The sequence below is a fragment of the Streptomyces sp. NBC_00435 genome (assembly GCF_036014235.1).
In the GTDB taxonomy this organism is placed as follows: Bacteria; Actinomycetota; Actinomycetes; order Streptomycetales; family Streptomycetaceae; genus Streptomyces.
This window is the reverse complement of record NZ_CP107924.1, coordinates 1401460-1426085: the sequence shown is the minus strand read 5'-3', so window position 1 is coordinate 1426085 and position 24626 is coordinate 1401460. Positions and strand designations below refer to the sequence as shown.

Genomic DNA, 24626 nt, shown 5'->3' with positions numbered 1-24626 from the left:
TGCGACGATGTGCGGCATGTCGCAGCCGCCCCCCAACCGGAGTTCTCTGCCTCCCCCCGACTTCGTCCGGGGGACCCCCCGGGCGCGGCCGGACGCTTCCATGTCGCTGCTGACGCACGTGATGGACCACTCCCTCGACGAGGGCTACGCGGAGGCTTCGGCCCGGCGGGAGTCCGAGGGTACGTCCGGTCTGCCGCGCACCCTGAAGGCCAAACTGGGTCTCGCCGCGGGGCTCGTGCTCGCCGCCATGGTCGTCACCCTCGGAGCCGCGCAGGCGCGGGCCACCGCTCCGGTGCTGGCCAAGGAGCGTCAGGAGCTGATCGACCGGGTCGAGCGGGCCGACGCGCACGCGGACGGCCTGGAGCGGGACATCGAGCGGTTGCGGGACTCCGTCGCCAGCCGTCAGCGCGAGGCGCTCAAGCAGCACGGGGGCGAGCAGGGCCAGCTCGTGGCGCTGATGTCCGGGGCCACCGAGGTGCACGGGCCCGGGATCAAGCTGACCGTGGACGACGCGAAGGGCTCGACGACCGGCAACGGCTCGAAGCCGCGCGAGAGCGCCGGTTTCTCGGACACCGGGCGCCTGCGCGACCGCGATATGCAGAAGATCGTCAACGGGCTGTGGCAGTCCGGGGCGGAAGCGATCTCGATCAACGGGCAGCGGCTGACGTCGCTCTCGGCGATCAGGGCCGCGGGTGACGCGATACTGGTCGACAACAGGCCGCTGGTGCCGCCGTACGAGGTGCTGGCGATCGGCGACAAGAAACGCCTCGGGACCGCGTTCCAGGACTCCGCGGACGGCCAGTACCTGCACGTGCTGCAGGAGAGCTACGGGATCCGCTACACCTTGTCGTCCGAGGCCGAGGTACGGCTTCCGGCCGCGTCGAGCCTGACCGTACGTACGGCTACAGCAGCAGAGCAGCAGAAGGGTGCATCGTGATCGCGGTACTGGGCCTCGTGGTCGGAGTGGTGGTCGGACTTCTGGTCCGGCCCGAAGTGCCGGCCGTGATGGAGCCTTATCTGCCGATCGCCGTGGTGGCGGCGCTGGACGCGGTGTTCGGAGGTCTGCGCGCGATGCTGGACGGCATCTTCGTGGACAAGGTCTTCGTGGTGTCGTTCCTGTCGAACGTGGTCGTCGCGGCGCTCATCGTCTTCCTCGGCGACAAGCTGGGAGTCGGCTCGCAGCTGTCCACGGGCGTGGTCGTCGTCCTGGGTATCCGAATCTTCTCCAACGCCGCGGCCATCCGCCGGCACGTGTTCCGGGCGTGAGGCCGATGAGTACGAACGACACCCCGCCCGAGGAGCCGAAGCCCTCGGAGCTGCCACCGCCGGCGCGGCCGCAAGGGCCGGTCGGTCCCGGGCCGGCGGCCCCGTCAGAGTCCGAGTCCGCGGCCCTGCCCCCGTCCGAGTCCGGGGAGCGGGCTGAGCCGGGGACAGGGGAGGCCGTTCCCGGGCGTGCCGAGCCCGAGCAGACCGGCCGGCAGCGGTTGGCGGCCGGTCTGTGGCCGCCCCGGGTGAGCCGTGCCCAACTGATCGTCGCGTTGCTGCTGTTCGTCCTGGGGCTGGGACTGGCCATTCAGGTACGGTCGAACAGCGACTCCAGCGCGCTGCGCGGCGCCCGCCAGGAGGACCTCGTACGGATCCTCGACGAGCTGGACGGGCGGACCAAGCGGCTGGAGGACGAGAAGCAGAAGCTCGAGGAGCAGCGCAGGGAGCTGGAGAGCAGCTCCAACCAGGCCGAGGAGGCCCGGAAGCAGACCGTGGAGAAGGAGCGCCAACTCGGGATCCTGGCCGGTACGGTGCCCGCGCAGGGCCCGGGGATCGTGCTGAAGATCACGGACCCCAAGGGTCAGGTGCTGTCGGACAAGCTGCTGGACACGCTCCAGGAGCTGCGGGCGGCAGGCGCCGAGGCCATCCAGATCAACGGGGTGCGGATCGTGGCGGACTCGTACTTCTCGGACGAGGGGAACGGGGTCGCGATCGACGGTAAGAAGATCACACAGCCGTACGAGTTCAAGGTCATCGGCAAGCCGCAGGACCTGGAGCCGGCGCTCAACATTCCCGGTGGTGTCGTCCAGTCGCTGGAGAAGGAACAGGCGGTCGTCACCGTCACACGTCCGGCGAAGATCGTTGTGGATGCCTTGCGGGCTGCGAAGCAGCCTGACTACGCTCGGTCGTCATCGTCGTGATGGGGGACGAGCGGGAGACCGGCTCACGCGGGCGAATGCCTGCGGGGGGTCGGCGCACCGAAGTCGCGGTACGTGGTGGAAACTGTCTGATGGTTACGGACGTTGTGAGTATGTCCGGGTCGGCAGGTGTTGCATTCGGAGTTCGTCCTGCCCCACGGGCGGGTCTGTTTCGGTCAAGGGGAATCGCCCGTGAAGTTGTTTGAGAAGTTGTTCGGCAAGAAGAACCGCGAAGAAAGTGGTGCGGCCAGGCACCGGGCGGGGCATGGGGAGGTGGAAGAGCAGGGCGACCGGCCGCTCTTCCGGGACGAGGTCGCCGGCGCGGGTGACATTTCGGGCGCGCACGGCGCGTCGGCTGTTGACCCTGCCGGTACCGGACGCATAGGTTTCGGTGAACCATCAACCTCAAGTACGGGTGGAGGGTTTGCCCCCGACCCGTATGCCACCAATGCCTCCGCGGGGCAGCCGCGGCGCGAGGAGCCGTCCATGTCGGCCGAGCAGATTTGCAGCAGGTGCGGGCACCGCAGCGATGCGGCGAGCCGATTCTGCTCCAACTGCGGGGCGCCGCTGCGGGCGGGCCTGACGCCGGAGCGTGCCTCGGAGACCACGTCCACCATCTCGATCTCGGGCCTGGAGGCCTATGAGGCCGAGGTGTCGGGACAGACGCACGTGTCGTCCTCGCTGTCCCCCGAGGCTCAGGCCGCGGTGGAAGCGCTGCCGCCGGGTTCCGCTCTGCTGATCGTGCGGCGCGGCCCGAACTCCGGCAGCCGGTTCCTCCTGGACGGTGAGCTGACGACGGCCGGCCGGCACCCTCAGAGCGACATCTTCCTGGACGACGTCACCGTCTCCCGGCGGCATGTCGAATTCCGCAGGAGCCACGACGGAGGATTCACCGTCGCCGACGTCGGCAGCCTCAACGGCACGTACGTGAACCGTGAACCGATCGACTCCGTCTCCCTCCACAACGGCGACGAAGTGCAGATCGGCAAGTACCGGCTGGTCTTCTACGCGAGCCTGCGGGGGCACTGACCCTTCAAGGGAAGGTCCCATGCTGCGTTTCCCGGCAGGCGGTGCCGCAAAGGGCGGCACCGCCGGCACAGGGGCCTCGGGCGGGCGGCTGGTGAGCATCGGAACGGTGCTCACCATGTTGCGTGACGAGTTCCCCGAAGTCACGATCTCGAAGATCCGGTTCCTGGAGGCGGAAGGGCTCGTCGAGCCCAGACGCACACCTTCGGGATATCGCAAGTTCAGCACCGACGACGTGGAGCGCCTCGCCCACATCCTGCGCCTCCAGCGCGACCACTACCTTCCGTTGAAGGTCATCCGCGAGCAGCTCGACGCGCTCGCGCGGGGCGAGCAGATCCGCATCCCGGCGCCCACGGCGAACGGGGAGTCCGTCGACCCCGCGAGCCCCGTCGCCCTCTACGGCGAGGTGGGCCGGGAGCGGCCGACCGTGGCCCGGGTGGGGCGCGCCGAGCTGATCGCGGCCGCCGAGGTGGACGAGGTACAGCTCGTTGAGTGGGAGTCGTACGGGCTGATCGCGGAGGCGCCCGGCGGCGGGTTCGACGCCGAGGCGGTCACCGTGGCCCGTCTCGTGGCCGATCTCGGGCGGTTCGGCCTGGAGCCGCGCCACCTGCGGGCGATGAAGGCAGCCGCCGACCGGGAGGCCGGCCTGGTGGAGCAGGTCGTCTCGCCGCTGCGCCGGCACCGCAATCCGCAGACCAGGGCCCATGCGGAGGCCACCCTGAAGGAGCTCGCGGGGCTCTCCGTACGGCTGCACGAGGCTCTCGTGCAGACGGCTCTCGGGGTGCGTCTGCACTGAGCCGGCGGCCTCCCGGGCGGGTTCCGGGCGGTTCCGGCCGGGTTTCGGCCGGGTTTCGGGGGAGCCTTGAGGGAGCCCGACTACCCAAACCTGCCGACCAGGTCCTAGGGTTGCTGTGTGAACGAGCTCGACGTTGTGGGTGTCCGGGTGGAAATGCCCTCGAACCAACCGATCGTGCTCCTGCGTGAAGTGGGAGGCGACCGGTACCTCCCCATCTGGATCGGACCAGGGGAGGCTACTGCCATTGCCTTCGCGCAGCAGGGCATGGCTCCTGCCCGCCCGCTGACGCACGACCTTTTCAAGGACGTGCTGGAGGCGGTCGGCGAGGAGCTCACCGAAGTCCGGATCACGGATCTGCGGGAGGGCGTCTTCTACGCGGAGCTCGTCTTCGCCAGTGGAGTCGAGGTGAGTGCGCGGCCCTCCGACGCCATAGCACTCGCCCTGCGGACCGGGACGCCGATCTACGGCAGCGACGGTGTGCTGGACGACGCCGGAATCGCGATCCCGGACGAGCAGGAGGACGAGGTGGAGAAGTTCCGCGAGTTCCTCGACCAGATCTCCCCAGAGGACTTCGGCACCGGCCCGCAGTGAGGCGCGGGTCGCGCCGTCCTCCCGGATATTTCAGCCCATTCGAGTAGCCTTTCCCCGCAATGGGGTACGGGAAACCACTCTCAGGGTGATTATCACTCGGCGTGCCGAGTGTGGCGATCGTTGACGCACCCCTGGTGACTGCCTACCTTCGAGATGGCAGGTCAAGGACGGAGGGTCGGCGTGAGAGTCACGGGCGACGGTATGACCGGGGGCATCCCCGCACGGAGTGACGGTGGGCCGTACCCGCTGCACGGTGGTGCGGTGAACTCCGCGCGCCGTCAGCCGGAGCCCGCGCCGGTCGCTTCGATGGGGCCGGTGGGGCCCCAGGGTGGCGAGTCGGCCCCGGAGCAGGTCGGGTACCGCGGGCCGACGGCGTGTGCCGCGGCCGGCATCACCTACCGGCAGCTCGACTACTGGGCGCGGACCGGGCTGGTGGAGCCCACGGTGCGTCCCGCGTACGGGTCGGGCACGCAGCGCCTGTACAGCTTCCGGGACGTGGTCGTCCTGAAGATCGTCAAACGCTTCCTGGACACCGGGGTGGCCCTCCAGAACATCCGTACCGCCGTGCAGCACCTGCGCGACCGGGGTTTCTCGGACCTGGAGCGCATGACGCTGATGAGCGACGGCGCCACCGTGTACGAGTGCACCTCGCCGGACCAGGTCGTCAGTCTGCTCCAGGGTGGTCAGGGAGTCTTCGGGATCGCCGTGGGCGTGGTCTGGCGCGATGTCGAGAACGCGCTGTCGCAGCTGCACGGGGAGCGCGTGGACACGGGCGAGACGGTGGTCGGGCACAACCCGGCGGATGAGCTGGCCGCCCGGAGGAACCGGGCCGTCTGAGGCGGCGGGGCCGGGGCCGGGGGCCGGTGGCGCCAACGTCCCGGGGAGTGTGCCCGCCCGGTGTCGGGACCGAGGGCCGAGTGGTCCGTCCGGTCCCGTACGGGGCCCGCCGCCGGGACCGCCCGGCTCGGGCCGGCCGGTGCGGTCGCCTTCGGGCCGATTGTCAGTGGCGTAGGGCAGCATCGGGGCTGTGAGAGCCGCGCCGACCATCCTGCACCTGGACATGGACGCCTTCTACGCCTCCGTGGAGCAGGCGTCGAAGCCGAGCCTGCTCGGCAAGGCCGTCATCGTCGGTGGGCTCGGGCCCCGCGGAGTCGTGGCCACCGCCTCCTACGAGGCCAGGCGGTTCGGGGTGCATTCGGCGATGCCGATGGCCCAGGCGCGCCGGCTCTGCCCGAACGGCGCGTGCCTGATCCCGCGCTTCAGCCTGTACCGCGAGGTCAGTGACACGGTCATGGGCCTCCTGCGGGAGCTCTCCCCGCTCGTCGAGCCGCTCAGTCTGGACGAGGCCTTCGTGGACCTGGAGGCGGGCGGCGTGGCCTTCGACGCGGAGACCGCCCGGGCCACCGGTGAGCGGCTGCGGGCCGATATCACCACCGCGACGGGGCTCAGCGGATCGGTGGGGCTGGCGGGGTCCAAGATGCTTGCCAAGGTGGCCTCGGAGGAGGCCAAGCCGGCCGGGCTGCTGCTGATCGAGGTCGGCACGGAGCGGGAGCACCTGGCACCGATGTCGGTACGGACCCTGCCCGGGGTCGGGCCGGCCACCGGGGAGCACCTGCGGCGGGCCGGGATCACCACCGTGGGGGAGCTGGCCGAAGCCGGTGAGGACGAACTGGTCCGCATGGTGGGGCGCTCGCACGGGGTGGGGCTGTACCGGATGGCGCTGGGGCTGGACGAGCGGCCGGTGGTCGCCGAGCGGGACGCGAAGTCCGTGTCGGTGGAGGACACCTTCGACGTCGACCTGCACGACCGGGTGCGGATCCGCACCGAGGTGCAGCGGCTCGCGGACCGGTGCGTGGAGCGGCTGCGGGGCTCGGGGCATTCGGGGCGGACCATCGTGCTCAAGGTGCGGCGCTACGACTTCTCCACCCTGACCCGTTCCGAGACCCTGCGGGGGCCCACGGACGACCCCACGGTGGTGCGGGAGGCGGCGGGGCGGCTGCTGGAGTCCGTGGACACCACGGGAGGGGTGCGGCTGCTGGGGGTCGGCGTCACCGGGCTCGCGGACTATACGCAGGAGGATCTCTTCGCCTTCGCGGTGGCCGCTGCCGCCGCCCAGGAGGGCGGGGAGGGCGCCGAGGGCGGGAGCCGTGGGTCCGCCGGGCCCACTGGGCCGGACGGGGTCGGTGGGAGTGCTGGGACAGCGGCCGGGACGGCTGCCGGGCCGGGATCCGGTGCCGGTACGGGCGGGAACGCGGAGACGGCAGGGGCAGCCGGGGCATCCGGGGCGGCAGGGACGGCCGCGACCGACGGGGTCCCGCCGTCCGGTGGGGAACCGGGGCGGGAGCCGGTCGTGACGGCCGCCTCCGCCGTGGGACGGGAAGCGGACCCGGGTCGGGGGAAGGATCCGGAAGGCGGCGGGGACGGGCAGCCCGGGCCGGTGCCCGAGCGGCGGTGGCCGGCCGGGAGTGATGTGCGGCACGCGGTGCACGGGCCCGGGTGGGTGCAGGGCAGCGGGGTCGGGCGGGTGACCGTACGGTTCGAGCAGCCCGGTTCGGAGCCGGGCCGGGTGCGGACGTTCCTGGTGGACGACCCCGAGCTGGAGCCGTCCGACCCGATGCCACTGGTCGGGGACCCGGGGGCGGGGGCTGCGGCCCCGAAGCGCGCCTGAGGGCCGGGGCGGTCGGTCAGGTGTCCTCGGACGGGTTGTGGCCGAAGTCGTGGCGGAAGTCGCTGGGCAGGGCGAGGTCCAGGCCGTAGTGGTGGTAGAGCTGCAGCTCCTGTTCGGGGGAGAGGTGGCGGCCGACACCGAAGTCCGGGGCGTCCTTGATGAGGGAGCGTTCGAAGGGCACGCGCAGGGTGTCGCCCACCACCTCGCTGGGCTCCAGCGGGACGAAGGCGTCCCGGCTGAACAGGCCCGTCCGTACGGCGGCCCATTCCGGGACGCCCGTGGCATCGTCGAGGTAGACCTCGTCCACGGTGCCGATCTTGGTGCCATTGCGGTCGAACGCCTTGCGGCCGATCAGGCTGCGCGGATCGATGTCGGTCTGCACGGTCCGGTCCCTCCTTTTGGTCGCAACTCCTCCGTAATGACTACAAAAGTGCATTTCCGGAGGGGGGGCCACTCGAGGGAGCGCCCAGATCCTCGCTGGTAGGCTGGGTGACGGCTGTTGACCCTGTGCGGGAGAGTCCTCCGAGTGAGTTCGACGGAGGCGCCGAAGGAGCAAATCCTCCCCGGAATCTCTCAGGCATACGTACCGCACGAGGTGAGGCCACTCTGGAAAGCAGGGGCAGGTACCGGGCGCGCAGTGCCGGTCCCTCTCCTCACCGACGGTGAAAGCCGGACCACGCGAGCGATCCTCGAGCGGCCCGGTGAAACTCTCAGGTTGAGATGACAGAGGGGGAGGCCGTCCGGGTGCCCGCGCCGAGGCACCCCTCGCAGGTCGTACGACCAGGAGGCCTCCGTACATGACCGCCAACCGCATTCCGCTCTCCCAGCTGGAGCGAGGCATCCCCTTCGAGCAGCGCCACATCGGCCCGGATGCCGAGGCGCAGGCGAAGATGCTCGCCCAGGTGGGCTACGGCTCCCTGGACGAACTGACCGCCGCCGCGGTACCGGATGTGATCAGGACCACCGCCGCGCTGAACCTGCCCGAGGCGCGGACCGAGGCCGAGGTGCTCGCCGAGCTGCGTCAGCTCGCCGACCGCAACCAGGTCCTCTCCTCCATGATCGGCCTGGGTTACTACGGCACCTTCACGCCGCCGGTGATCCTGCGCAACGTCATGGAGAACCCGGCCTGGTACACGGCGTACACGCCGTACCAGCCGGAGATCTCCCAGGGCCGCCTCGAAGCCCTGCTGAACTTCCAGACCGTCGTCGCCGAGCTGACCGGCCTGCCGACCTCCGGTGCCTCCCTGCTCGACGAGGGCACCGCGGCCGCCGAGGCCATGACCCTGGCCCGCCGCGTGGGCAAGGCCAAGGGCAACGTCTTCCTCATCGACGCCGACGCGCTGCCGCAGACCATCGCGGTGATCGAGACCCGCGCCGAGCCGATCGGCATCGAGGTCGTCGTCGCCGACCTGTCCGCGGGCATTCCGGCCGAGATCGCCGAGCGCGGCGTCTACGGCGTACTGGTCCAGTACCCGGGCGCCTCCGGTGCCGTACGGGACATCAAGTCGGTCATCGACCAGGCGCACGAGCTCGGCGCCGTCGTCGCCGTCTCCGCCGACCTGCTCGCCCTGACCCTGCTGACCTCGCCGGGCGAGCTGGGCGCGGACATCGCGGTCGGCACCACCCAGCGCTTCGGCGTCCCGATGGGCTTCGGCGGACCGCACGCCGGCTACATGGCCGTCCAGGCCAAGCACGCCCGCTCGCTGCCCGGCCGCCTCGTCGGCGTGTCCGTGGACGCGGACGGCAACAAGGCCTACCGCCTGGCGCTGCAGACCCGTGAGCAGCACATCCGCCGGGAGAAGGCCACCAGCAACATCTGCACCGCACAGGTGCTGCTCGCCGTCATGGCCGGCATGTACGCCGTCTACCACGGCCCGGACGGGCTGCGGACGATCGCCCGCCGCACCCACCGCTACGCCACTCTGCTCGCCGCCGGTCTGACGGCCGGCGGGGTCGAGGTCGTGCACGGTGCCTACTTCGACACCGTCACCGCCCGGGTCCCGGGCCGTGCGGCCGAGGTCGTGGCCGCGGCCCGCGAGGGCGGCGTCAACCTGTTCCAGGTAGACGACGACCTGGTCTCCGTCGCCTGTGACGAGACCACCCTGCGCGCCGACATCGACGCGGTGTGGGCGGCCTTCGGGGTCACCGCCGACCTGGAGGCGCTCGACGCCACCACGGCCGACGCGCTCCCCGAGGGGCTGCTGCGCACGGACGCGTACCTGACCCACCCGGTGTTCCACCAGCACCGCTCCGAGACCGCGATGCTGCGCTACCTGCGCAAGCTCTCGGACAAGGACTACGCGCTGGACCGCGGCATGATCCCGCTGGGCTCCTGCACGATGAAGCTCAACGCGACCACCGAGATGGAGCCGGTCACCTGGCCCGAGTTCGGCCAGCTGCACCCGTTCGCCCCGGTCGAGCAGGCCGGGGGGTACCTCACGCTCATCACCGAGCTGGAGGAACGTCTCTGCGAGGTCACCGGCTACGACAAGGTCTCCATCCAGCCGAACGCCGGCTCCCAGGGTGAGCTCGCCGGCCTGCTGGCCGTCCGCGCCTACCACCGGGCCAACGGCGACGAGCAGCGCACCATCTGCCTGATCCCGTCCTCCGCGCACGGCACCAACGCCGCCAGCGCCGTGATGGCCGGCATGAAGGTGGTCGTCGTCAAGACCGCCGACGACGGCGAGGTGGACGCGGACGACCTGCGCGCCAAGATCGAGCAGTACCGCGACGAGCTCGCCGTACTGATGATCACCTACCCCTCCACGCACGGTGTGTTCGAGGAGCACGTCGCCGACATCTGCGCCCAGGTGCACGACGCCGGCGGCCAGGTCTACGTGGACGGCGCCAACCTCAACGCCCTGGTGGGCCTGGCCAAGCCGGGTCACTTCGGCGGCGACGTCTCGCACCTGAACCTGCACAAGACCTTCTGCATCCCGCACGGCGGCGGCGGTCCGGGCGTGGGCCCGGTCGGTGTCCGGGCGCACCTGGCCCCGTACCTGCCCAACCACCCGCTGCAGCCGACCGCCGGTCCCGAGACGGGCGTCGGTCCGATCTCGGCCGCGCCGTGGGGTTCGGCCGGCATCCTGCCGATCTCCTGGTCCTACGTCCGGCTGATGGGTGGCGAGGGCCTCAAGCGCGCGACCCAGGTGGCGGTGCTCGGCGCGAACTACATCGCCAAGCGCCTGGAGCCGCACTACCCGGTGCTCTACACCGGCCCGGGCAACCTGGTCGCGCACGAGTGCATCATCGACATGCGCCCGCTGTCCAAGTCGACCGGTGTCAGCATCGACGACATCGCCAAGCGCCTGATCGACTACGGGTTCCACGCGCCGACGATGTCCTTCCCGGTCGCCGGCACGCTCATGATCGAGCCGACGGAGTCCGAGGACCTCGCCGAGATCGACCGTTTCTGCGACGCGATGATCGCCATCCGCGCCGAGATCGAGCGGGTCGCGGGCGGCGAGTGGCCGGTCGACGACAACCCGCTCGCCAACTCCCCGCACACGGCGGCGGCGCTGGGCGGCGAGTGGAACCACCCGTACAGCCGCGACGAGGCCGTCTTCCCGGGCGGAGTGTCGGCCGCGGAGAAGTACTGGCCGCCGGTGCGCCGCATCGACGGTGCCTTCGGTGACCGGAACCTGGTGTGTTCCTGCCCGCCGCTGGACGAGTACGACAACTAGGGGCCGGGGGCGTCCGTCCCATCCCCTCGTGGCACGAGACGGGGCCGGTCCGGGAGGTTTCCTCCTGGGCCGGCCCCTTTCGTCTGGTGTCGGCTAGGCCGCTTTCATCACGTGCGCCGCCGCGAGCGGGCGGTTCGGGGCGATGATCTGGCCGTCCGGCAGCAGCTCACCGGTGTCCTCGAAGAGCAGGACGCCATTGCACAGCAGGCTCCAGCCCTGTTCCGGGTGGACGGCCACGGGATGGGCGGCCTCCCGGTCGGCGGAGTCGGCGGACGGGCATGCTGGCTTGTGCTGGCACATGGATGCGTTCTTTCGCTGCGGTGTGGTCTGTGTGCTGCGGCTCGATGCGTTGGTCATGGCCGCCCCCCGTATCAACGACTTGGCTCGGTCAGAGTCCCCAGTGTTCCCCCACGGCACGGTGTCCGGAGGGATTTCCCGCCAGCTGTCCTCATAGATTGATGACGCATCACCCGTGCGGGCGGTTCAGGTCAACTCCCCTGTCATTTCGGGTGGTTCGTTGGGGGCCCGAGTGGGCTAGGCCGAATGGGCACAACAGGCCAGTAACCGTCTCAGGCGGCCGGCGCGGCCATCGAGGGCGGGACCGGCGGAGCCGTCGGGGTCAGCCTGTGGGTCAGTACGGGCAGCAGTTCGGACACGGGGTGCGGCCGGTACGCGGCGATGCCGGGCGGGGCGGGCGCCAGCGGGACCAGCAGGTCGGCGGCGGCCGGCAGTCCGGCGGAGGCGTCGGCGCCCACCGATCCGTGCAGCCACAGCGTCAGCATGTACAGCTCGGGTACGGAGAGCAGCCGTGGCTGGTAGTTCTTGCCGAGGGACTCGGCCTGGCGCAGCGCACGTTCGGTGGCTGCGACGTAGGGGCCCTCGAAGAAGTGGGAGAAGGTCCATCCGTCCGGGGTCAGCCGGGTGTCGGCGGCCGCGACGTAGCGGTCCCCGCTGCGGATCAGGAACCGCCAGCCGGTGAGCCGGGTGCGCGGCGGCCGGCTGCCGGCGGTGAGACCGGAGACGTGCAGCCGGTCCAGGACGTGGACGGGCAGCGGCAGTTCGGCGGTCATCGGACCCTGGAGGGCGCGCAGGGCCGGGGTGTGCGCCTCGTTGACGGCGGTGGGGGAGCCTAGGGCCGCGAGGACACTGCGCAGGGCGGGCGCGGGAGCCGGAGGGACGTGCAGCGGCATGGTGGGTCGCCTCTCACTTGGGAGACCTGTGGAACGGGGGCGGGTGCGGGTGCTGACGGCGCTGTCGCATTCTGGGGCCAGAGGGGGGCTGAGGGGCAATGACCGCGCGCCAACTCTCTGCCTCGTTTGCGGAGTTTATATGACATGTGTTCACGCAGTGTTTCGGCTAGCTGTCCCGCCTATTGCCGGCAAGGCGCTTACCGGTCCCGCTGACGTGGCATTCATGCCGGTTGCGCGCAAACGTGCCGCGCTGACCTCGGAGGTTACCGGACGGGGGCTCGGCTGAAAAGCGTCGGTTATCGATAACCGGCAAAGTCGGCGCTGTATTTGCGCAAGGAGCCTTGCCAGGTGAATGTGCCAAAGCGCCTGTCGGCCAAACCGGCGCGCGCTCCTCGCCAGTCACGCCCCTTCCGCGTTATCGATCACTCGGCCGGGGCATCATCGACCGTAACGCGCGCCTGGGGTGACGGATCTTTTCCACGCCGGCCAGGCCCAGTCGAGGAGGGACGCTCCGATGGGGGAGAAGGTCGTGGCGGGCGGATTCGACCTGTCCGATCGGCAACGGTACCGGAGGAAGCTTCACGAGTGCCTGGAGGTACTGGAGCGACTTCTGGCGGAGAAGAGGTTCGATCGCCCGAAGAACATGATGGGGCTGGAGATCGAGTTGAATCTCGCGGGTTCCGACGGGTTGCCGAGAATGGTGAATGCTCAAGTGCTCGAACGCATTGCGAGCACCGATTTCCAGACCGAACTCGGAATGTTCAACCTGGAGGTGAACGTACTCCCGCACCGGCTCGGCGGCCGGGTATTCGACCAGCTCGCCGAGGAACTGAGCGCGGGCCTCGGGTACGCGCACCGCCAGGCCGCGGAGATCGACGCCGGTGTGGTCATGATCGGCATTCTGCCGACGATCTCCCGCTCCGACCTGGTCACCGCCAACCTCTCGGCGGTGGACCGGTACTCGCTGCTCAACGAGCAGATCCTGATGATGCGCGGAGAGGACTTCACCCTCGACATCGACGGGGTCGAGCACCTGACGTGGACCTCGGGCTCGATCGTGCCCGAGGCCGCCTGCACCTCCGTACAGCTGCACCTGCAGGTGACTCCGGCCCGGTTCGCGGACGTGTGGAACGCGGCCCAGGCCGTGGCGGCCGCGCAGATAGCGGTCGGCGCCAACTCGCCGTTCCTGTTCGGGCGCGAGCTGTGGCGGGAGTCGCGGCCGCCCCTCTTCCAGCAGGCCACCGACACCCGGCCGCCCGAGCTCCAGGCCCAGGGGGTGCGGCCGCGCACCTGGTTCGGCGAGCGCTGGGTGGACTCGGCGTACGAGCTCTTCGCCGAGAACGTCCGCTACTTCCCGTCCCTGCTGCCGATCTGCGACGAGGAGGAGCCGCTGCGGGTGCTCGCCGAGGGCGGGGTGCCGAGCCTGCAGGAGCTGGTGCTGCACAACGGCACCGTCTACCGGTGGAACCGGCCCGTCTACGGGGTCGCCGACGGGGTGCCGCACCTGCGCGTGGAGAACCGGGTGCTGCCCGCCGGCCCGACGGTGGCCGACGTCGTGGCCAACGCGGCCTTCTACTACGGGCTCGTACGGACCCTCGCGGACGAGCAGCGCCCGGTGTGGAGCCGGCTGCCCTTCGCGGAGGCGGAGGCCAACTTCGACGCGGCCTGCCGCTACGGCATCGACGCCCGGCTGCGCTGGCCGCGCCGGGGTCGCGGCGGGGGACTGGCGAGCGTCCCCGCGGTGCGGCTGGTGCTGGAGGAGCTGCTGCCGATGGCCGCCGCCGGGCTGGACGCGTGGGGCATCGAGCCCGCCGACCGGGACCACTACCTCGGCATCATCGAGGAGCGGTGCCGGCGCCGGGTCAACGGCGCCACCTGGCAGGTGGACACCTACCACCGGGCGCTCGCGGGCGGGCTCGAGAGGGACGCGGCGCTCGCCGCGACCACGCGCCGCTACAGCGAGCTCAGCCACAAGGGCGACCCGGTGCACACCTGGCCGGTGGGCCTGGCGGAGGCGGAGGTGAGCGCCTCGGCGGCCACCGAGGGCTGAGCCCGGCCACCGCCGGTCCCGCCCGGTGATCCCCTCCGCCCCGCCGAGGAGGCAGTATGGGGTGATCGGAACGGGATGCCCCCGCGAGCTGGCGCAGCGGGTGGCGGGACGGGAGACGGGCGTGCGGACGGAGCCGGAACCGGTGGTCGGGGAGCTCGGCGAGGGCCTGGACGGGCGCAGGGTCCTGCGCTCGGAGACGCTGCTCGTGCTCGCGCTGTCCCTGGGCGCGAGCGGCGTCTCGGCGCTGATCAGCTTCATCGGTTCGCTGACCAAACCGGGCGGGCTCAAGGACCAGGCGGCCACGCTCAACGGCTCGTACGCGCCCGGGCGGCCCTGGCTGGACCTGGCCTGGCAGCTGTTCGGCATCGGGACCGCGCTCGTCCCCGTCCTGCTCGTCGCGCACCTGCTGACCCGCGAGGGCGCGCCCGGCCTGAAGGTACTGGGCTTCGACCGCACCCGGCCCTGGTGGGACCTGGGCCGGGGCGCGCTCGTCGCCGCCTGCATCGGGAGCGCGGGACTCGCCTTCTACCTGGCCGCGCGGGCGACCGGCTTCAACCTGACGGTGGTGCCGGAGGCCCTGCCCGACGTGTGGTGGAAGTTCCCGGTGCTGATCCTCTCCGCGGTGCAGAACTCCGTGGTGGAGGAGGTCATCGTGCTGGCCTACCTGCTGCGCCGGCTCCACCAGCTGGGCTGGTCGCCGACGGCCGCTCTGCTGGCCAGCTCCGTGCTGCGCGGCTCGTACCACCTCTACCAGGGCATCGGCGGTTTCATCGGCAACATGGTGATGGGCGTCGTCTTCGTCCTCGCCTACCGGCGTTGGGGCCGGGTCGGGCCGCTCGTCGTCGCGCACGCGCTGCTCGACATCGTGGCCTTCGGCGGGTACGCCCTGCTGGCGGGCAAGGTGGGCTGGCTGCCCACCCCGTAGGTCCGGTCCGGTCCGGGGTCGCTCAGGGGGCGGTGCGCAGTTCGCCGTCGATGACGGTGACCGCGGTGCCCGTCAGCAGCGTACGGTCGCCTGCGAGCCGGACGGCGACCAGGCCGGTGCGGGCTCCGCCCTGGAGGCCGACGAGCTCGGTGCGGCCCAGCCGCGCGGCCCAGAAGGGGGCCAGCGCGGTGTGGGCGCTGCCCGTGACCGGATCCTCGTCGATGCCCAGGGCCGGGAAGAAGCCGCGGGAGACGAAGTCGTACCCGCGGGAGGGGTCCTCGGCCGCGGCGGTGACGATGATCCCCCGCCGGCCGTAGCCGCGCAGGGCGTTCAGGTCGGGGGTGAGCTCCCGTACGGTCCGCTCGTCGGCCAGCTCCACGACCAGGTCACCGATGTGGTCGGAGGTGTCGTGGACCGACTTCATCCCGGCGCCCAGGGCGCGTCCGACCTCGGCCACGGGCTCGACCGCGGTCAGGGACGACGTCGGGAAGTCCATCGTGATGCTGCCGTCCGGGGCGGCCTCGGCCGTGAGGATCCCGCAGCGCGCGGTGAAGCGGATCAGCCCGCTCGCGAGGCCGCTGGTGGCCAGGACGTGCGCGGTGGCGAGGGTCGCGTGGCCGCACATGTCCACCTCCGCGGCCGGGGTGAACCAGCGCAGCGCCCAGTCCGCCGCGCCGCCGGGCGGGAGGGGATGGGCGAAGGCGGTCTCGGAGAGGTTGACCTCGGAGGCGACCTGCTGGAGCCAGGAGTCCCGGGGGAACCCGTCCTCGAGGAGCAGGACTCCGGCGGGGTTGCCGCCGAAGGGGCGGTCGGTGAAGGCGTCGACGACTCGGATGCGCATGCCCTCGACGGTAGGGAGGCGGCGGAGCGGGCCGCAAAGGCCAATCCGGGACGACTGGCCTGGCCAGGGCTGTGGGGAGGGGGCGGGTGCCGTCGGCCTGACAGGGTGTTTGTCATGAACTCTGAACCAGCACCCGATCCGCACCCCGGACCGGCGCGGCCGGACCCGGTCCGCCACCGGGACCACGGCATGTGGCTCGTCCGGTTCACCGGCCGGATCCTCGTCGTCTGCCCCCGGTGCGGTGGCCGCGCGATCGTCGTACCACTGCCCCGCCTCGCGGAGCCGAAGTACTTCAGCGCCCTGCTCTTCCAGCCCCGGCGTCTCGCCTGCGCGGGCTGTGGCGCGGTCGCCGAATGGGTGGCGGGGGAGCGGGACGGCGCTCTGGTCGGCGCGGTGCCCGGTGGTACCGAGGACCCGTTCTTCCGGCGGCCGCTGTGGCTCCAGACCCGCTGCGCGGGCCGGATCCTGTGGGCGTACGACGAGGAGCACCTCGAGGCCCTCGCCGCCTACGTGGGCGCCCGGCTGCGCGAGCGCCGCACCTCCCCGACGAGGGCGATGTTCGCCCGGCTGCCGGCCTGGATGAAGTCCGCGCGGCGCCGGGACGAGGTGCTGGCCGGCCTGGAGACCCTGCGTGGCCTCGCCCGCCTCCAGGCCCCCGCCGACCGCTCCGACGCGGCGCACGAACGCGGTGACCGCCCGCGCCACCACGGCAGCGTGCTCTTCCGGGGCGGCCCCTACTAGGGCTGTCGTCGACCTCGCGGCCGCCCTCCGGGCGACGACGGGAGTTCGACGACAGGCCCTGGCCTTCTCTTTGCGTCCGTGCCGTGCCGTTCGGTGCGTTGTTCGTTGAAGGAGTTTCCGATATATCGTTGACGCATCGCGATCGGTCAGCGATAGTAGAGACATCGCAACAGCGACAACCAGATCACCGAATGACGAAAGGAGCGCAGTCATGCGTTCACACGGACAGCACGGACACGACCACGGACATGAGCACGGACGGGGTCACGGCCACTGCGGGCCGGACCGTCGGGAGGGGTTCCAGGGGCGGCGTGCCGCCTTCGGACCGTTCGGGCCGCCCTTCGGCGGCGGACCCTTCGGCGGGCGGGGCGGGCGGGGCGGGCGCGGCGGACCGCGCGGCCGGGCCCGGCGGGGTGATGTGCGCGCCTCCATCCTGGCGCTGCTCACCGACCGGCCGATGCACGGCTACGAGATGATCCAGGAGATCGGCGAGCGCAGCGGCGGGGCCTGGAAGCCCAGCCCGGGGTCGGTCTACCCGACCCTGCAGCTGCTCGAGGACGAGGGCCTCATCACCAGCGAGAGCGAAGGTGGCAAGAAGCTGTTCACGCTCACCGACGCCGGCCGTACCGAGGCCGGGTCCGGCCCGGAAGCCCCCTGGGTGGAAGCGGGACGCGGCTTCGACTTCGAGGCGATGAGCGAGATCCGGACGGCCGGCTTCGGCCTGATGGAAGCCTTCGGTCAGGTCTTCAAGACCGGCACCCCCGCGCAGCGGGAGAAGGCCCTCGCGGTCATCAACGACGCCCGCAAGAAGCTCTACCTGATCCTGGCCGACGAGCACTGAGTCCTCGTCGGCGGAACCTCCCGCACGAACCGGCGCGCCCCGCGAGAAACCTCGCGGGGCGCGCCGCGCCGCGTGCGGGGTGCTGCCGCACGGACGTGCGTGCGCTGGGCGGAGGCGCTCAGGCGACCAGGCCGGAGAGCTTGCGGAGCGACTCGTTCAGTGCGGCGGTGGCCGAGTCCTTGAGCTTGCCGGCCATCAGGGCGACCGCGGCGCCGGTGAACTCGCCGTCTATGCGGACCGTGGTGGCCCCGCCGTCCGGCGTCAGGGTGTAGCGGGTCAGCACGGCCACGCCCATCGGGCCCTTGCCGGTGATCGCGATGACGCGCTCCTCCTCCAGCTCCGAGATCGTCCAGAGGACCTCGGCGGGGAAGCCCATCATCTTCATGTTCTCGGCGAAGGTGGACCCCACCGCGAGGGTCTCGGGACCACCCTTCGGGAAGTTGGTGTGGGTCATGCTCCACTGGCCGTAAGCATCCCAGTCGGTCAGCTGGGACCAGAGCTTCGCGGCGGACGCCTCGATGCGTGATTCCGCGGTGACTTCAGCCATGCGACCACCCCTTCTCGTCAGGTACGTGCGGCGGAACGTAGTCCCGGTGGACGCAACATTCAAGACTGACGACCTGTCAGATATTGGATACCGGCCGGGCTGCGGCCATGGTCGGCGCCGGGTCCGTCTCAACAGGTGTAACGGGCTCGTCGCTCCTGACGGGCCCTGCCATGATGTCCGAATGCAAGCGTCAGGGAGAAACGCCGGACTGGGCCTCGCCCTCGTTTCGGCGATCGCGTTCGGTGGTTCGGGTGTGGCGGCGAAGCCGCTGATAGAGGCGGGTCTGGACCCGCTCCACATGGTCTGGCTCAGGGTGGCCGGGGCGGCTCTCGTGCTGTCCCCGCTGGCCTGGCGCCATCGCGATCTCGTACGGCGCAAACCCCTGCTGCTCGCCGGGTTCGGACTCGTCGCGGTGGCCGGGGTCCAGGCCTTCTACTTCGCCTCGCTGTCCCGGATCCCGGTCGGTGTGGCACTGCTGCTGGAGTACCTCGGCCCGGCGCTGCTGCTCGGCTGGATCCGGTTCGTGCAGCGCAAGCCCGTGACCCGGGCGGCCGCGGCCGGTGCGGCCGTGGCCGTCGTGGGCCTCGCCTGCGTGGTGCAGATCTGGTCGGGGCTGAGCCTGGACCTGCTCGGAGTGCTGCTCGGCCTCGCGGCCGCCTGCTGCCAGGCCTTCTACTTCGTCTTCGCCGACCAGGGCAGCGACGGGGACGACGTGCCCGACCCGATGGGCATGATCGCGTACGGCATGATCGTCGGCACCCTCGTCATGACCGTCATCGCCCGGCCCTGGCAGATCGATTGGCAGGTGCTGAGCGGCGACGCGGCGGTCGGGGACCTGATGGTTCCGGCGCCGGTGCTCCTCGGGTGGGTCGTGCTGATCGCGACCGTCTTCGCGTACCTGACCGGAGTGGTCTCCGTGCGCAAGCTGTCACCGCAGGTCGCGGGCGTGGTGGCCTGCCTGGAGGCGGTCGTGGCGACGGTCCTGGCCTGGGTCCTGCTCGGCGAGCACCTCGCGACCTGGCAGATCGTCGGCGGCGCGCTGGTGCTGGGCGGGGCCTTCATCGCGCAGACCTCCCGACCGGCCGCGCCGGGGGTCGCGGAGCCCGTCGCCGCCCTGGACCGCGATCCGAGCCAGGTCTAGGATTCCGATCATGCCGTCGACCGTGCTTCCGCCTCCCGCCGCCTAGGCGTCTCTTTCGGATGTTGCCGGGTCCGGCGAGATCCGAAAGAGACGGCCCGGCGCGGGCAGCCGCCACCACGTACGAGAACCCGGCCCGGGCCGTGTCCCGGGCGGGTTCGCGCTGCCCGCGAAGCGATGACCTGATTCCTCTCATCCTTCACGCAAGCGCGGAGACCTCTCGTGTCGAACCATTCGCCCGCCACCGGGCGCAGCCTGCTGCATCTCGTCATCGCCGGAGCCGCCTGGGGAACCGCCGGGGCGGCCGCCTCACTGCTCTTCCTCGCCAGTGATCTCGGCCCGGTCGCCCTGTCGTTCTGGCGGTGCGCGGGTGGACTGGCGGTACTGCTCGCGGTACTGGCCGTACGCCGCTCCCGGCGACCCGAGGGGGCCCGGGCCCATGCCCTCCGGGCGAGGGCGTCGGTGGGGTCGCTGATCGGGACCGGGCTGCTGTTCACCCTCTTCCAGTCCGCGTACTTCGCCGCCGTGCGCGAGACCGGACTCGCCGTCGGCACCGTGGTCACCCTGGGAGCCGGGCCCGTGCTCATCGCGCTCGGGGCCCGGTACTGGACGGGGGAGCGGCTCGGCCGGGCCGGGACCGTCGCCGTCGTCGGTGCGTTGGCCGGGCTGGCCGTACTGGTCCTCGGCAGCGGCGGGGGCGAGGTGCGGCCGCTCGGAGTCGGCTGGGCGCTGCTGTCCGCCGCCGGGTACGGCGGGATGACCCTGCGGGCCAGGCTGCTCGGGCAGCGCGGGGCCGGCGGGGACCCGCTGGTCACCACCGTCTGGTCGGTCGGGGTGGGCACGGTGTGCCTGCTGCCGCTCGCCGCGGTGGAGGGGCTGGTGCCGCACACCGCGGAGCCCGTACGGGTGCTCCTGCTGCTCGCGTACATGGCCACTGTGCCGACGGCGCTGGCGTACGCCCTCTACTTCAGCGGGGCCGCCGCGGTGCGCGCCGCCACGGTGTCCGTGATCATGCTGATCGAGCCCGTCGGCGCGGCGGCGATCGCCGTCCTGGTGCTCGGGGAGCGGCTGACCGGCGCGGTGGTGCTGGGCACCGTACTGCTGCTGACGGCGGTGGGTTCGCTCATCGCGGCCGAGTGGCGGCGGCCCGCGGCCGTGGCCGTGGACGTGCAGGGTGGCGGGCCGGAGGTCCGGCCCGCCCCTGTCCCCGAGGCCTCGCCTCAGAGCGCGGCGAGGTAGTCCGGGGTGGTCGTGCCGGGGGTGAGGTCGGCGGCCGGGACCGGGGTTCCGTACGCCGGCGCGACCGGGACCACGCCCGACCAGAACGGCAGTCCCAGGTCCTCGGGGTCGTCGCTCGGCCCGCCGGTACGGAGCTTCGCGGACACCTCGTTCAGGTCCAGGCGGATCACGGCGGTGGCCGCCAGCTCCTTGGCGTTCGCCGGCCGGGAGTCGGCGGAGCGGCCCGGAACCACGTGGTCGACCAGGGCGTCGAGGGCCGTCCGGCGCTCCTCCGGGTCGGTCACCTCGTAGGCGGTGCCGTGCACGACCACCGAGCGGTAGTTGATCGAGTGGTGGAAGGCGGAGCGGGCCAGGACCAGGCCGTCGACGTGCGTCACGGTCAGGCAGACCGGCAGCCCCGGGTCGGCCTTGCCCGCCGCGAGGAGCGGGCGCGAGCCCGTGGAGCCGTGGATGTAGAGGGTCTCGCCGACCCGGCCGAAGAGCGTCGGCAGGACCACCGGCGCGCCGTCGCGGACGAAACCGAGGTGGCAGAGGTAGGCCTGGTCGAGTATCGAGTGGACGGTCTCGCGGTCGTAGCGCGCGCGGTCGCGGGACCGGGTCGGGACGGTGCGGTCGGTGGGGGCGTACCCGACGGCCGTTTCATCCGCGGCCGCTGCCGTGACCGTCTCCGTCGTGGCGTCCGGGGCGGGAGTGGGGCTCATGATGCGGACTCCGTTGTATTAGTGCATACTTAGCTTTGTGCTAGGAGACTATCTGATCAGCGGGCGCCGCGCATCGGAAATCGCGGCCAGTGTCGAAGCGGGCGTCGGATCGGGCGCGCTGGCGCCGGGAGCGCTGTTGCCCCCGATGCGGGAGCTCGCCGGTGTGCTGGGGGTGAACCCCAACACCGTGGCCGCCGCCTACCGCACCCTGCGCGAGCGCGGGGTCATCGAGACCGACGGCCGGCGCGGCAGCCGGGTGCGGGCCCGCCCGGCGACCGCGCCGCGCGACGAGCTGCGGATGGCCGTCCCGGCGGGGGTGCGCGACATCACCTCCGGCAACCCCGACGTACGGCTGCTGCCCGCGCTGGACGTCGCGATGGCGGGCGCGGCCCGCCGGTACGCCGCGCAGCCGACGCTCTACGGGCACGACCCGGTCGTACCGGAGCTGGCGCGCCTGGCCCGGGCCGGCCTCGACGCGGACGGGGTGCCGGCCGGGGCGGTGGCGGTGACCTCGGGCGCGCTGGACGGCATCGAACGGGTGCTGACCGCGCACCTGCGGCCCGGGGACGCGGTGGCCGTGGAGGACCCGGGGTGGGGGAGCGTTCTCGACCTCGTCCCGGCGCTGGGGCTGAGGGTGCTGCCGGTGGCCGTGGACGACGACGGGCCGCTGCCCGACTCGGTGGCCCGGGCGCTGGCGGAGGGTGCGCGGGCGCTGCTCGTGACGGCGCGCGCGCAGAATCCGACCGGTGCGGTGGTGGGCGCGGAGCGGGCGGCGGAGCTGCGGGCGGTACTGGCCGGGCACCCGGAGGTACTGGTCATCGACGACGACCACGGGCACGGCATCGTGGACCTGCCGCTGAACGTACTGGGCGGGGTGACCCGCCACTGGGCGCTCATCCGGTCCACCGCGAAGGCGTATGCGCCGGACCTGCGGCTCGCCGTGCTGACCGGCGACGGAGTCACCCTCGACCGGGTCCGGGGGCGGCAGCGGCTGGGACCGGGCTGGGTGAGCCGGCTGCTGCAGTACACGGTGGTGGAGCTGTGGAACGCGGGGGCGGTCGACCCCGTCGCGGTCGCGCGGTCCTACGCGGAGCGGCGGGACGGGCTGGTCTCGGCGCTGGCCCGGAGGGGGGTGCGGGCGCACGGGCGCAGCGGGCTGAACGTGTGGGTGCCGGTCGCCGACGAGACGGCCGTGGTGACGAGCCTCCTGGGTGCGGGCTGGGCGGTCGCCCCGGGAGCCCGGTTCCGGGTGGAATCGGGACCGGCCGTGCGGATGACGGTGTCGCTGCTGTCCTTGCCGGACGTTCCGGTGTTGGCGGACGCGGTGGCCGCGGCGGTCCGGCCGGCGAGCGGGGGCCGCCTCGACTGACCGGAGGCCGGTGTCGGCTCACCCCCGGGGCCGGGGGCGAGCCGGTCGTCGACGGGTGCTCCGGGTTCGTCGCCGGGGGTGCCCGCAGTACCTGGCCCAGTGACCCGATGAGGCTCTCCGGTCACAGCATGCGGCGGCGGGACTGGGTGAGGGCCGCGCCGGCCAGGACGACGGCCGCGCCCACCGGGGTGTTCCAGTGGAGCTCTTCGTGCAGGAGCACGACACCCGCCGTCGTCGCGATGACCGGGATGAAGTAGGTGACCATCTGCGCGGTGGTCGGACCGATCTCCGTGACCAGGCCGTACTGCATCTGCAGCGCCAGGCCCGTGCCCAGTGCGCCCAGGGCGATCACCGACAGGGTCGGCCAGAGGGGGAAGGAGGTCGGCGCCGAGGTGAACAGGGCGCTGACCGCCGCCAGCTGGAGGGTCGAGACCAGGAGCTGGGCGCCGGTCAGAGCCACCGGGGAGCCCGGGGTGGAGGCCAGCGTGCGGCGTACGTAGATCCAGCCGACCGGGTAGCAGAGCGAGGCCAGCAGGGCGAGCGCGGTGCCCTTGGCGTCGACGCCCGAGAAGCCCTGCCACGCCCCGAGGACGGTGAGCACGCCGAGGAAGCCCAGGCCCAGGCCCGCGAAGCGGCGGCGCGTGGGGCGGTCCTCGGACAGCGCGACCAGGGAGAGGGCCATGCCCCACAGCGGCGAGGTGGCATTGCAGATGCCCGCCAGGCTGGAGGGGATGCTCAGCTCCGAGTACGCGAAGAGCGAGAACGGGACCGTGTTGAGCAGCAGCGCCGACACCGTCAGGTGGGCCCAGGTGCGCCGGCCGCGGGGGAGCGGCTCGCGGCGGACCAGGAGCACGGTGAGCAGGACCAGGGTGCCGAAGAAGACCCGGCCGAGCGCGACCTGGAACGGGGCGTACGCCTCCGCGCCCACCTTGATCAGGAGGAAGCTGAAGCCCCAGACGACCGAGAGGATGGCGAAGCGCAGGCGCCAGTCCAGCCGGGCGGTGGCGGACACCGTCGTGACCGGGGCGGAGGTGCGGGTGGGGGTGGGCGAAAGGGGTGGGCTGGGGGAGGTGGGTGCGCTCATGAACGCTACTTTGTCGCTCACAACCTCTTAGGACAAGCGAGAGTTGTTGGGTGTGACGGCGTAGCATCACTTACATGTTGAACCTGGAGCGCCTGCGCACCCTCGACGCCCTCGCCCGCCACGGCTCCGTCAGCGGCGCCGCCGACGGCCTCCACGTCACCACCTCCGCCGTGTCCCAGCAGATGGCGAAGCTGGAGCGGGAGATCGGCCAGCCGCTGCTGGCCAAGAACGGGCGCGGGGTCCGGCTCACGGACGCGGGCCGGCTCCTCGCCGACCACGCGGCCCGGATCATTTCCCAGGTCGAGCTTGCCCAGGCCGACGTCGAGGCCCGCCGCGGCTGCGCGGTCGGTGAACTGCGGATCGGCGCCTTCCCGACGGCCATGCGCGGGCTGCTGCCCCGGGCCCTGGCCGGTCTGCGCGCCGACCACCCCGAACTGCGGACCCGCGTCCTGGAGCAGGAGCCGCAGGAGAGCATGGCCGCCGTGGTGCGGGGCGACCTCGACATGGCTCTCGCCCTCGACTGGCACAACAAGCGCAGGCCGGTGCCGGCCGAGCTCACCCGGACGCACCTCCTGGACGACTCCGTGGACATCGCGGTGCCGGCCGGGCATCCGCTGGCCGGCCGCGCCGTGATCTCCCTGGCCGAGGTCGGCGAGGAGGACTGGATCTCCTGGATCGAGGGGCAGTTCTGCCACGAGTGGCTCGTCCACACTCTGCGCGGCACCGGCATCGAGCCCCGGATCTCACACATCGCCGAGGAGCACCACACCCAGCTGGCCTTCGTCGAGGCCGGACTGGGCGTCTGCGTGGCCCCCCGGCTGGGGCGCGGACCCGTGCCCGCCGGTGTCCGGCTGCTGCCGGTGTGCGACAGCGTCCGCCGCCACGTGTACGTGGTCTCGCGGGCGGACGCCGACCGGCGGCCCTCGATCCGGGCCGCCGTCGAGGCCCTGAAGCGGGCGGCGGCCGCTTTCGGGGAGTCCGGGGCGGGGGCCTGAGCGGTCCCGCTCGGATCC

Annotated in this window: 24 protein-coding genes and 1 riboswitch; of the genes, 17 read left to right on the top strand and 7 right to left on the bottom strand. The window is 71.9% G+C overall.

The annotated features are described in order from the left end of the window. The first annotated feature begins 7 nt into the window (after positions 1-7). The 8 genes from OG389_RS06485 (at position 8) to OG389_RS06450 (ending at position 7264) form a co-directional block, all read left to right on the top strand. Positions 8-937, top strand: a complete 930-nt coding sequence (locus OG389_RS06485; RefSeq protein ID WP_328297504.1) for a DUF881 domain-containing protein — start codon at positions 8-10, stop codon at positions 935-937. Continuing rightward, positions 934-1266: a small basic family protein gene (locus OG389_RS06480; protein WP_243342106.1), complete on the top strand. Its 333-nt coding sequence runs from the start codon at positions 934-936 to the stop codon at positions 1264-1266. Before OG389_RS06485 ends, OG389_RS06480 begins: the two co-directional genes overlap by 4 nt. Positions 1267-1271: 5 nt before the next feature. Then, complete coding sequence (locus OG389_RS06475) at positions 1272-2186, top strand: DUF881 domain-containing protein (RefSeq protein WP_328297502.1); 915 nt, start codon at positions 1272-1274, stop codon at positions 2184-2186. Positions 2187-2315: 129 nt separating this feature from the next. Continuing rightward, positions 2316-3212: an FHA domain-containing protein gene (locus tag OG389_RS06470; protein WP_443059418.1), complete on the top strand. Its 897-nt coding sequence runs from the start codon at positions 2316-2318 to the stop codon at positions 3210-3212. A 19-nt stretch (positions 3213-3231) separates the two neighbouring features. Beyond that, entirely contained in the window at positions 3232-4005 is a 774-nt protein-coding gene (gene ftsR, locus OG389_RS06465; protein ID WP_328297500.1) for a transcriptional regulator FtsR, read from the top strand. 117 nt (positions 4006-4122) lie between these two features. Beyond that, the gene (locus OG389_RS06460; protein ID WP_007262890.1) at positions 4123-4596 is read left to right on the top strand and encodes a bifunctional nuclease family protein; all 474 of its coding nucleotides are present in this window, start codon (positions 4123-4125) and stop codon (positions 4594-4596) included. A 180-nt stretch (positions 4597-4776) separates the two neighbouring features. After that, complete coding sequence (locus OG389_RS06455; protein ID WP_443059215.1) at positions 4777-5433, top strand: MerR family transcriptional regulator; 657 nt, start codon at positions 4777-4779, stop codon at positions 5431-5433. 190 nt (positions 5434-5623) lie between these two features. Further along, on the top strand, positions 5624-7264 hold the full coding sequence (locus tag OG389_RS06450) for a DNA polymerase IV (protein WP_328297499.1): 1641 nt from the start codon (positions 5624-5626) through the stop codon (positions 7262-7264). Between the two features lie 16 nt (positions 7265-7280). Here OG389_RS06450 and OG389_RS06445 read toward each other — a convergent pair whose 3' ends face one another. Continuing rightward, positions 7281-7646 carry a PRC-barrel domain-containing protein gene (locus tag OG389_RS06445; protein ID WP_328297498.1) on the bottom strand — a complete coding sequence of 122 codons (366 nt, stop codon included), beginning with the start codon at positions 7644-7646 and terminating at the stop codon, positions 7281-7283. Between the two features lie 118 nt (positions 7647-7764). Beyond that, a riboswitch (glycine riboswitch) is annotated at positions 7765-7863 on the top strand. 198 nt (positions 7864-8061) lie between these two features. Here OG389_RS06445 and gcvP point away from each other — a divergent pair. Further along, positions 8062-10947: an aminomethyl-transferring glycine dehydrogenase gene (gene gcvP, locus OG389_RS06440; RefSeq protein ID WP_328297497.1), complete on the top strand. Its 2886-nt coding sequence runs from the start codon at positions 8062-8064 to the stop codon at positions 10945-10947. A gap of 93 nt (positions 10948-11040) precedes the next feature. Here the strand turns inward: gcvP and OG389_RS06435 are convergent, their stop codons facing one another. Beyond that, complete coding sequence (locus tag OG389_RS06435; RefSeq protein WP_328297496.1) at positions 11041-11247, bottom strand: DUF5999 family protein; 207 nt, start codon at positions 11245-11247, stop codon at positions 11041-11043. 269 nt (positions 11248-11516) lie between these two features. Continuing rightward, positions 11517-12137 carry a hypothetical protein gene (locus tag OG389_RS06430; protein WP_328297495.1) on the bottom strand — a complete coding sequence of 207 codons (621 nt, stop codon included), beginning with the start codon at positions 12135-12137 and terminating at the stop codon, positions 11517-11519. A gap of 514 nt (positions 12138-12651) precedes the next feature. Here OG389_RS06430 and OG389_RS06425 point away from each other — a divergent pair. Continuing rightward, entirely contained in the window at positions 12652-14187 is a 1536-nt protein-coding gene (locus OG389_RS06425; RefSeq protein WP_328297494.1) for a glutamate-cysteine ligase family protein, read from the top strand. Between the two features lie 121 nt (positions 14188-14308). Continuing rightward, positions 14309-15112: a CPBP family intramembrane glutamic endopeptidase gene (locus tag OG389_RS06420; protein WP_443059417.1), complete on the top strand. Its 804-nt coding sequence runs from the start codon at positions 14309-14311 to the stop codon at positions 15110-15112. Positions 15113-15134: 22 nt separating this feature from the next. Here OG389_RS06420 and OG389_RS06415 read toward each other — a convergent pair whose 3' ends face one another. After that, positions 15135-15953 carry a PhzF family phenazine biosynthesis protein gene (locus tag OG389_RS06415; RefSeq protein ID WP_328297493.1) on the bottom strand — a complete coding sequence of 273 codons (819 nt, stop codon included), beginning with the start codon at positions 15951-15953 and terminating at the stop codon, positions 15135-15137. Positions 15954-16067: 114 nt separating this feature from the next. Between OG389_RS06415 and OG389_RS06410 the strand changes: the two genes are divergently transcribed. Both OG389_RS06410 and OG389_RS06405 read left to right on the top strand, forming a co-directional pair. Continuing rightward, positions 16068-16694, top strand: coding sequence for a hypothetical protein (locus OG389_RS06410; RefSeq protein WP_328297492.1), 627 nt, complete (start codon positions 16068-16070; stop codon positions 16692-16694). Positions 16695-16905: 211 nt separating this feature from the next. Then, positions 16906-17535 carry a PadR family transcriptional regulator gene (locus OG389_RS06405; protein ID WP_328297491.1) on the top strand — a complete coding sequence of 210 codons (630 nt, stop codon included), beginning with the start codon at positions 16906-16908 and terminating at the stop codon, positions 17533-17535. A gap of 118 nt (positions 17536-17653) precedes the next feature. Here OG389_RS06405 and OG389_RS06400 read toward each other — a convergent pair whose 3' ends face one another. Continuing rightward, positions 17654-18082, bottom strand: a complete 429-nt coding sequence (locus tag OG389_RS06400) for a type II toxin-antitoxin system Rv0910 family toxin (protein ID WP_328297490.1) — start codon at positions 18080-18082, stop codon at positions 17654-17656. Between the two features lie 181 nt (positions 18083-18263). Between OG389_RS06400 and OG389_RS06395 the strand changes: the two genes are divergently transcribed. Both OG389_RS06395 and OG389_RS06390 read left to right on the top strand, forming a co-directional pair. Continuing rightward, positions 18264-19223: an EamA family transporter gene (locus OG389_RS06395; protein WP_328297489.1), complete on the top strand. Its 960-nt coding sequence runs from the start codon at positions 18264-18266 to the stop codon at positions 19221-19223. A gap of 219 nt (positions 19224-19442) precedes the next feature. After that, positions 19443-20459: a DMT family transporter gene (locus tag OG389_RS06390; protein ID WP_328297488.1), complete on the top strand. Its 1017-nt coding sequence runs from the start codon at positions 19443-19445 to the stop codon at positions 20457-20459. Here the strand turns inward: OG389_RS06390 and OG389_RS06385 are convergent. After that, positions 20441-21160, bottom strand: coding sequence for a pyridoxamine 5'-phosphate oxidase family protein (locus OG389_RS06385; RefSeq protein WP_328297487.1), 720 nt, complete (start codon positions 21158-21160; stop codon positions 20441-20443). The genes OG389_RS06390 and OG389_RS06385 overlap by 19 nt on opposite strands. Before the next feature lie 37 nt (positions 21161-21197). Here OG389_RS06385 and OG389_RS06380 point away from each other — a divergent pair, with 37 nt between their 5' ends. Then, positions 21198-22529 (top strand): aminotransferase class I/II-fold pyridoxal phosphate-dependent enzyme, encoded by a 1332-nt coding sequence (locus OG389_RS06380; RefSeq protein ID WP_328297486.1) that lies wholly within the window; start codon positions 21198-21200, stop codon positions 22527-22529. Positions 22530-22650: 121 nt separating this feature from the next. Here OG389_RS06380 and OG389_RS06375 read toward each other — a convergent pair whose 3' ends face one another. Beyond that, positions 22651-23613 carry a DMT family transporter gene (locus OG389_RS06375; RefSeq protein ID WP_328297485.1) on the bottom strand — a complete coding sequence of 321 codons (963 nt, stop codon included), beginning with the start codon at positions 23611-23613 and terminating at the stop codon, positions 22651-22653. 74 nt (positions 23614-23687) lie between these two features. Here OG389_RS06375 and OG389_RS06370 point away from each other — a divergent pair, with 74 nt between their 5' ends. Next, positions 23688-24608, top strand: coding sequence for a LysR family transcriptional regulator (locus OG389_RS06370; RefSeq protein WP_328297484.1), 921 nt, complete (start codon positions 23688-23690; stop codon positions 24606-24608). Positions 24609-24626 lie beyond the last annotated feature (18 nt).

Excerpts from the sequence above, each read along its gene's own strand:
- OG389_RS06485 (WP_328297504.1), top strand. The coding sequence starts at position 8 with ATGTGCGGCATGTCGCAGCCGCCCCCCAACCGGAGTTCTCTGCCTCCC.
- ftsR (WP_328297500.1), top strand. The coding sequence starts at position 3,232 with ATGCTGCGTTTCCCGGCAGGCGGTGCCGCAAAGGGCGGCACCGCCGGC.
- OG389_RS06395 (WP_328297489.1), top strand. The coding sequence starts at position 18,264 with ATGCAAGCGTCAGGGAGAAACGCCGGACTGGGCCTCGCCCTCGTTTCG.
- gcvP (WP_328297497.1), top strand. The coding sequence starts at position 8,062 with ATGACCGCCAACCGCATTCCGCTCTCCCAGCTGGAGCGAGGCATCCCC.
- OG389_RS06370 (WP_328297484.1), top strand. The coding sequence starts at position 23,688 with ATGTTGAACCTGGAGCGCCTGCGCACCCTCGACGCCCTCGCCCGCCAC.
- OG389_RS06425 (WP_328297494.1), top strand. The coding sequence starts at position 12,652 with ATGGGGGAGAAGGTCGTGGCGGGCGGATTCGACCTGTCCGATCGGCAA.
- OG389_RS06385 (WP_328297487.1), bottom strand. The coding sequence starts at position 21,160 with ATGAGCCCCACTCCCGCCCCGGACGCCACGACGGAGACGGTCACGGCA.
- OG389_RS06375 (WP_328297485.1), bottom strand. The coding sequence starts at position 23,613 with ATGAGCGCACCCACCTCCCCCAGCCCACCCCTTTCGCCCACCCCCACC.
- OG389_RS06410 (WP_328297492.1), top strand. The coding sequence starts at position 16,068 with ATGAACTCTGAACCAGCACCCGATCCGCACCCCGGACCGGCGCGGCCG.
- OG389_RS06415 (WP_328297493.1), bottom strand. The coding sequence starts at position 15,953 with ATGCGCATCCGAGTCGTCGACGCCTTCACCGACCGCCCCTTCGGCGGC.
- OG389_RS06475 (WP_328297502.1), top strand. The coding sequence starts at position 1,272 with ATGAGTACGAACGACACCCCGCCCGAGGAGCCGAAGCCCTCGGAGCTG.
- OG389_RS06400 (WP_328297490.1), bottom strand. The coding sequence starts at position 18,082 with ATGGCTGAAGTCACCGCGGAATCACGCATCGAGGCGTCCGCCGCGAAG.
- OG389_RS06405 (WP_328297491.1), top strand. The coding sequence starts at position 16,906 with ATGCGTTCACACGGACAGCACGGACACGACCACGGACATGAGCACGGA.
- OG389_RS06430 (WP_328297495.1), bottom strand. The coding sequence starts at position 12,137 with ATGCCGCTGCACGTCCCTCCGGCTCCCGCGCCCGCCCTGCGCAGTGTC.
- OG389_RS06435 (WP_328297496.1), bottom strand. The coding sequence starts at position 11,247 with ATGTGCCAGCACAAGCCAGCATGCCCGTCCGCCGACTCCGCCGACCGG.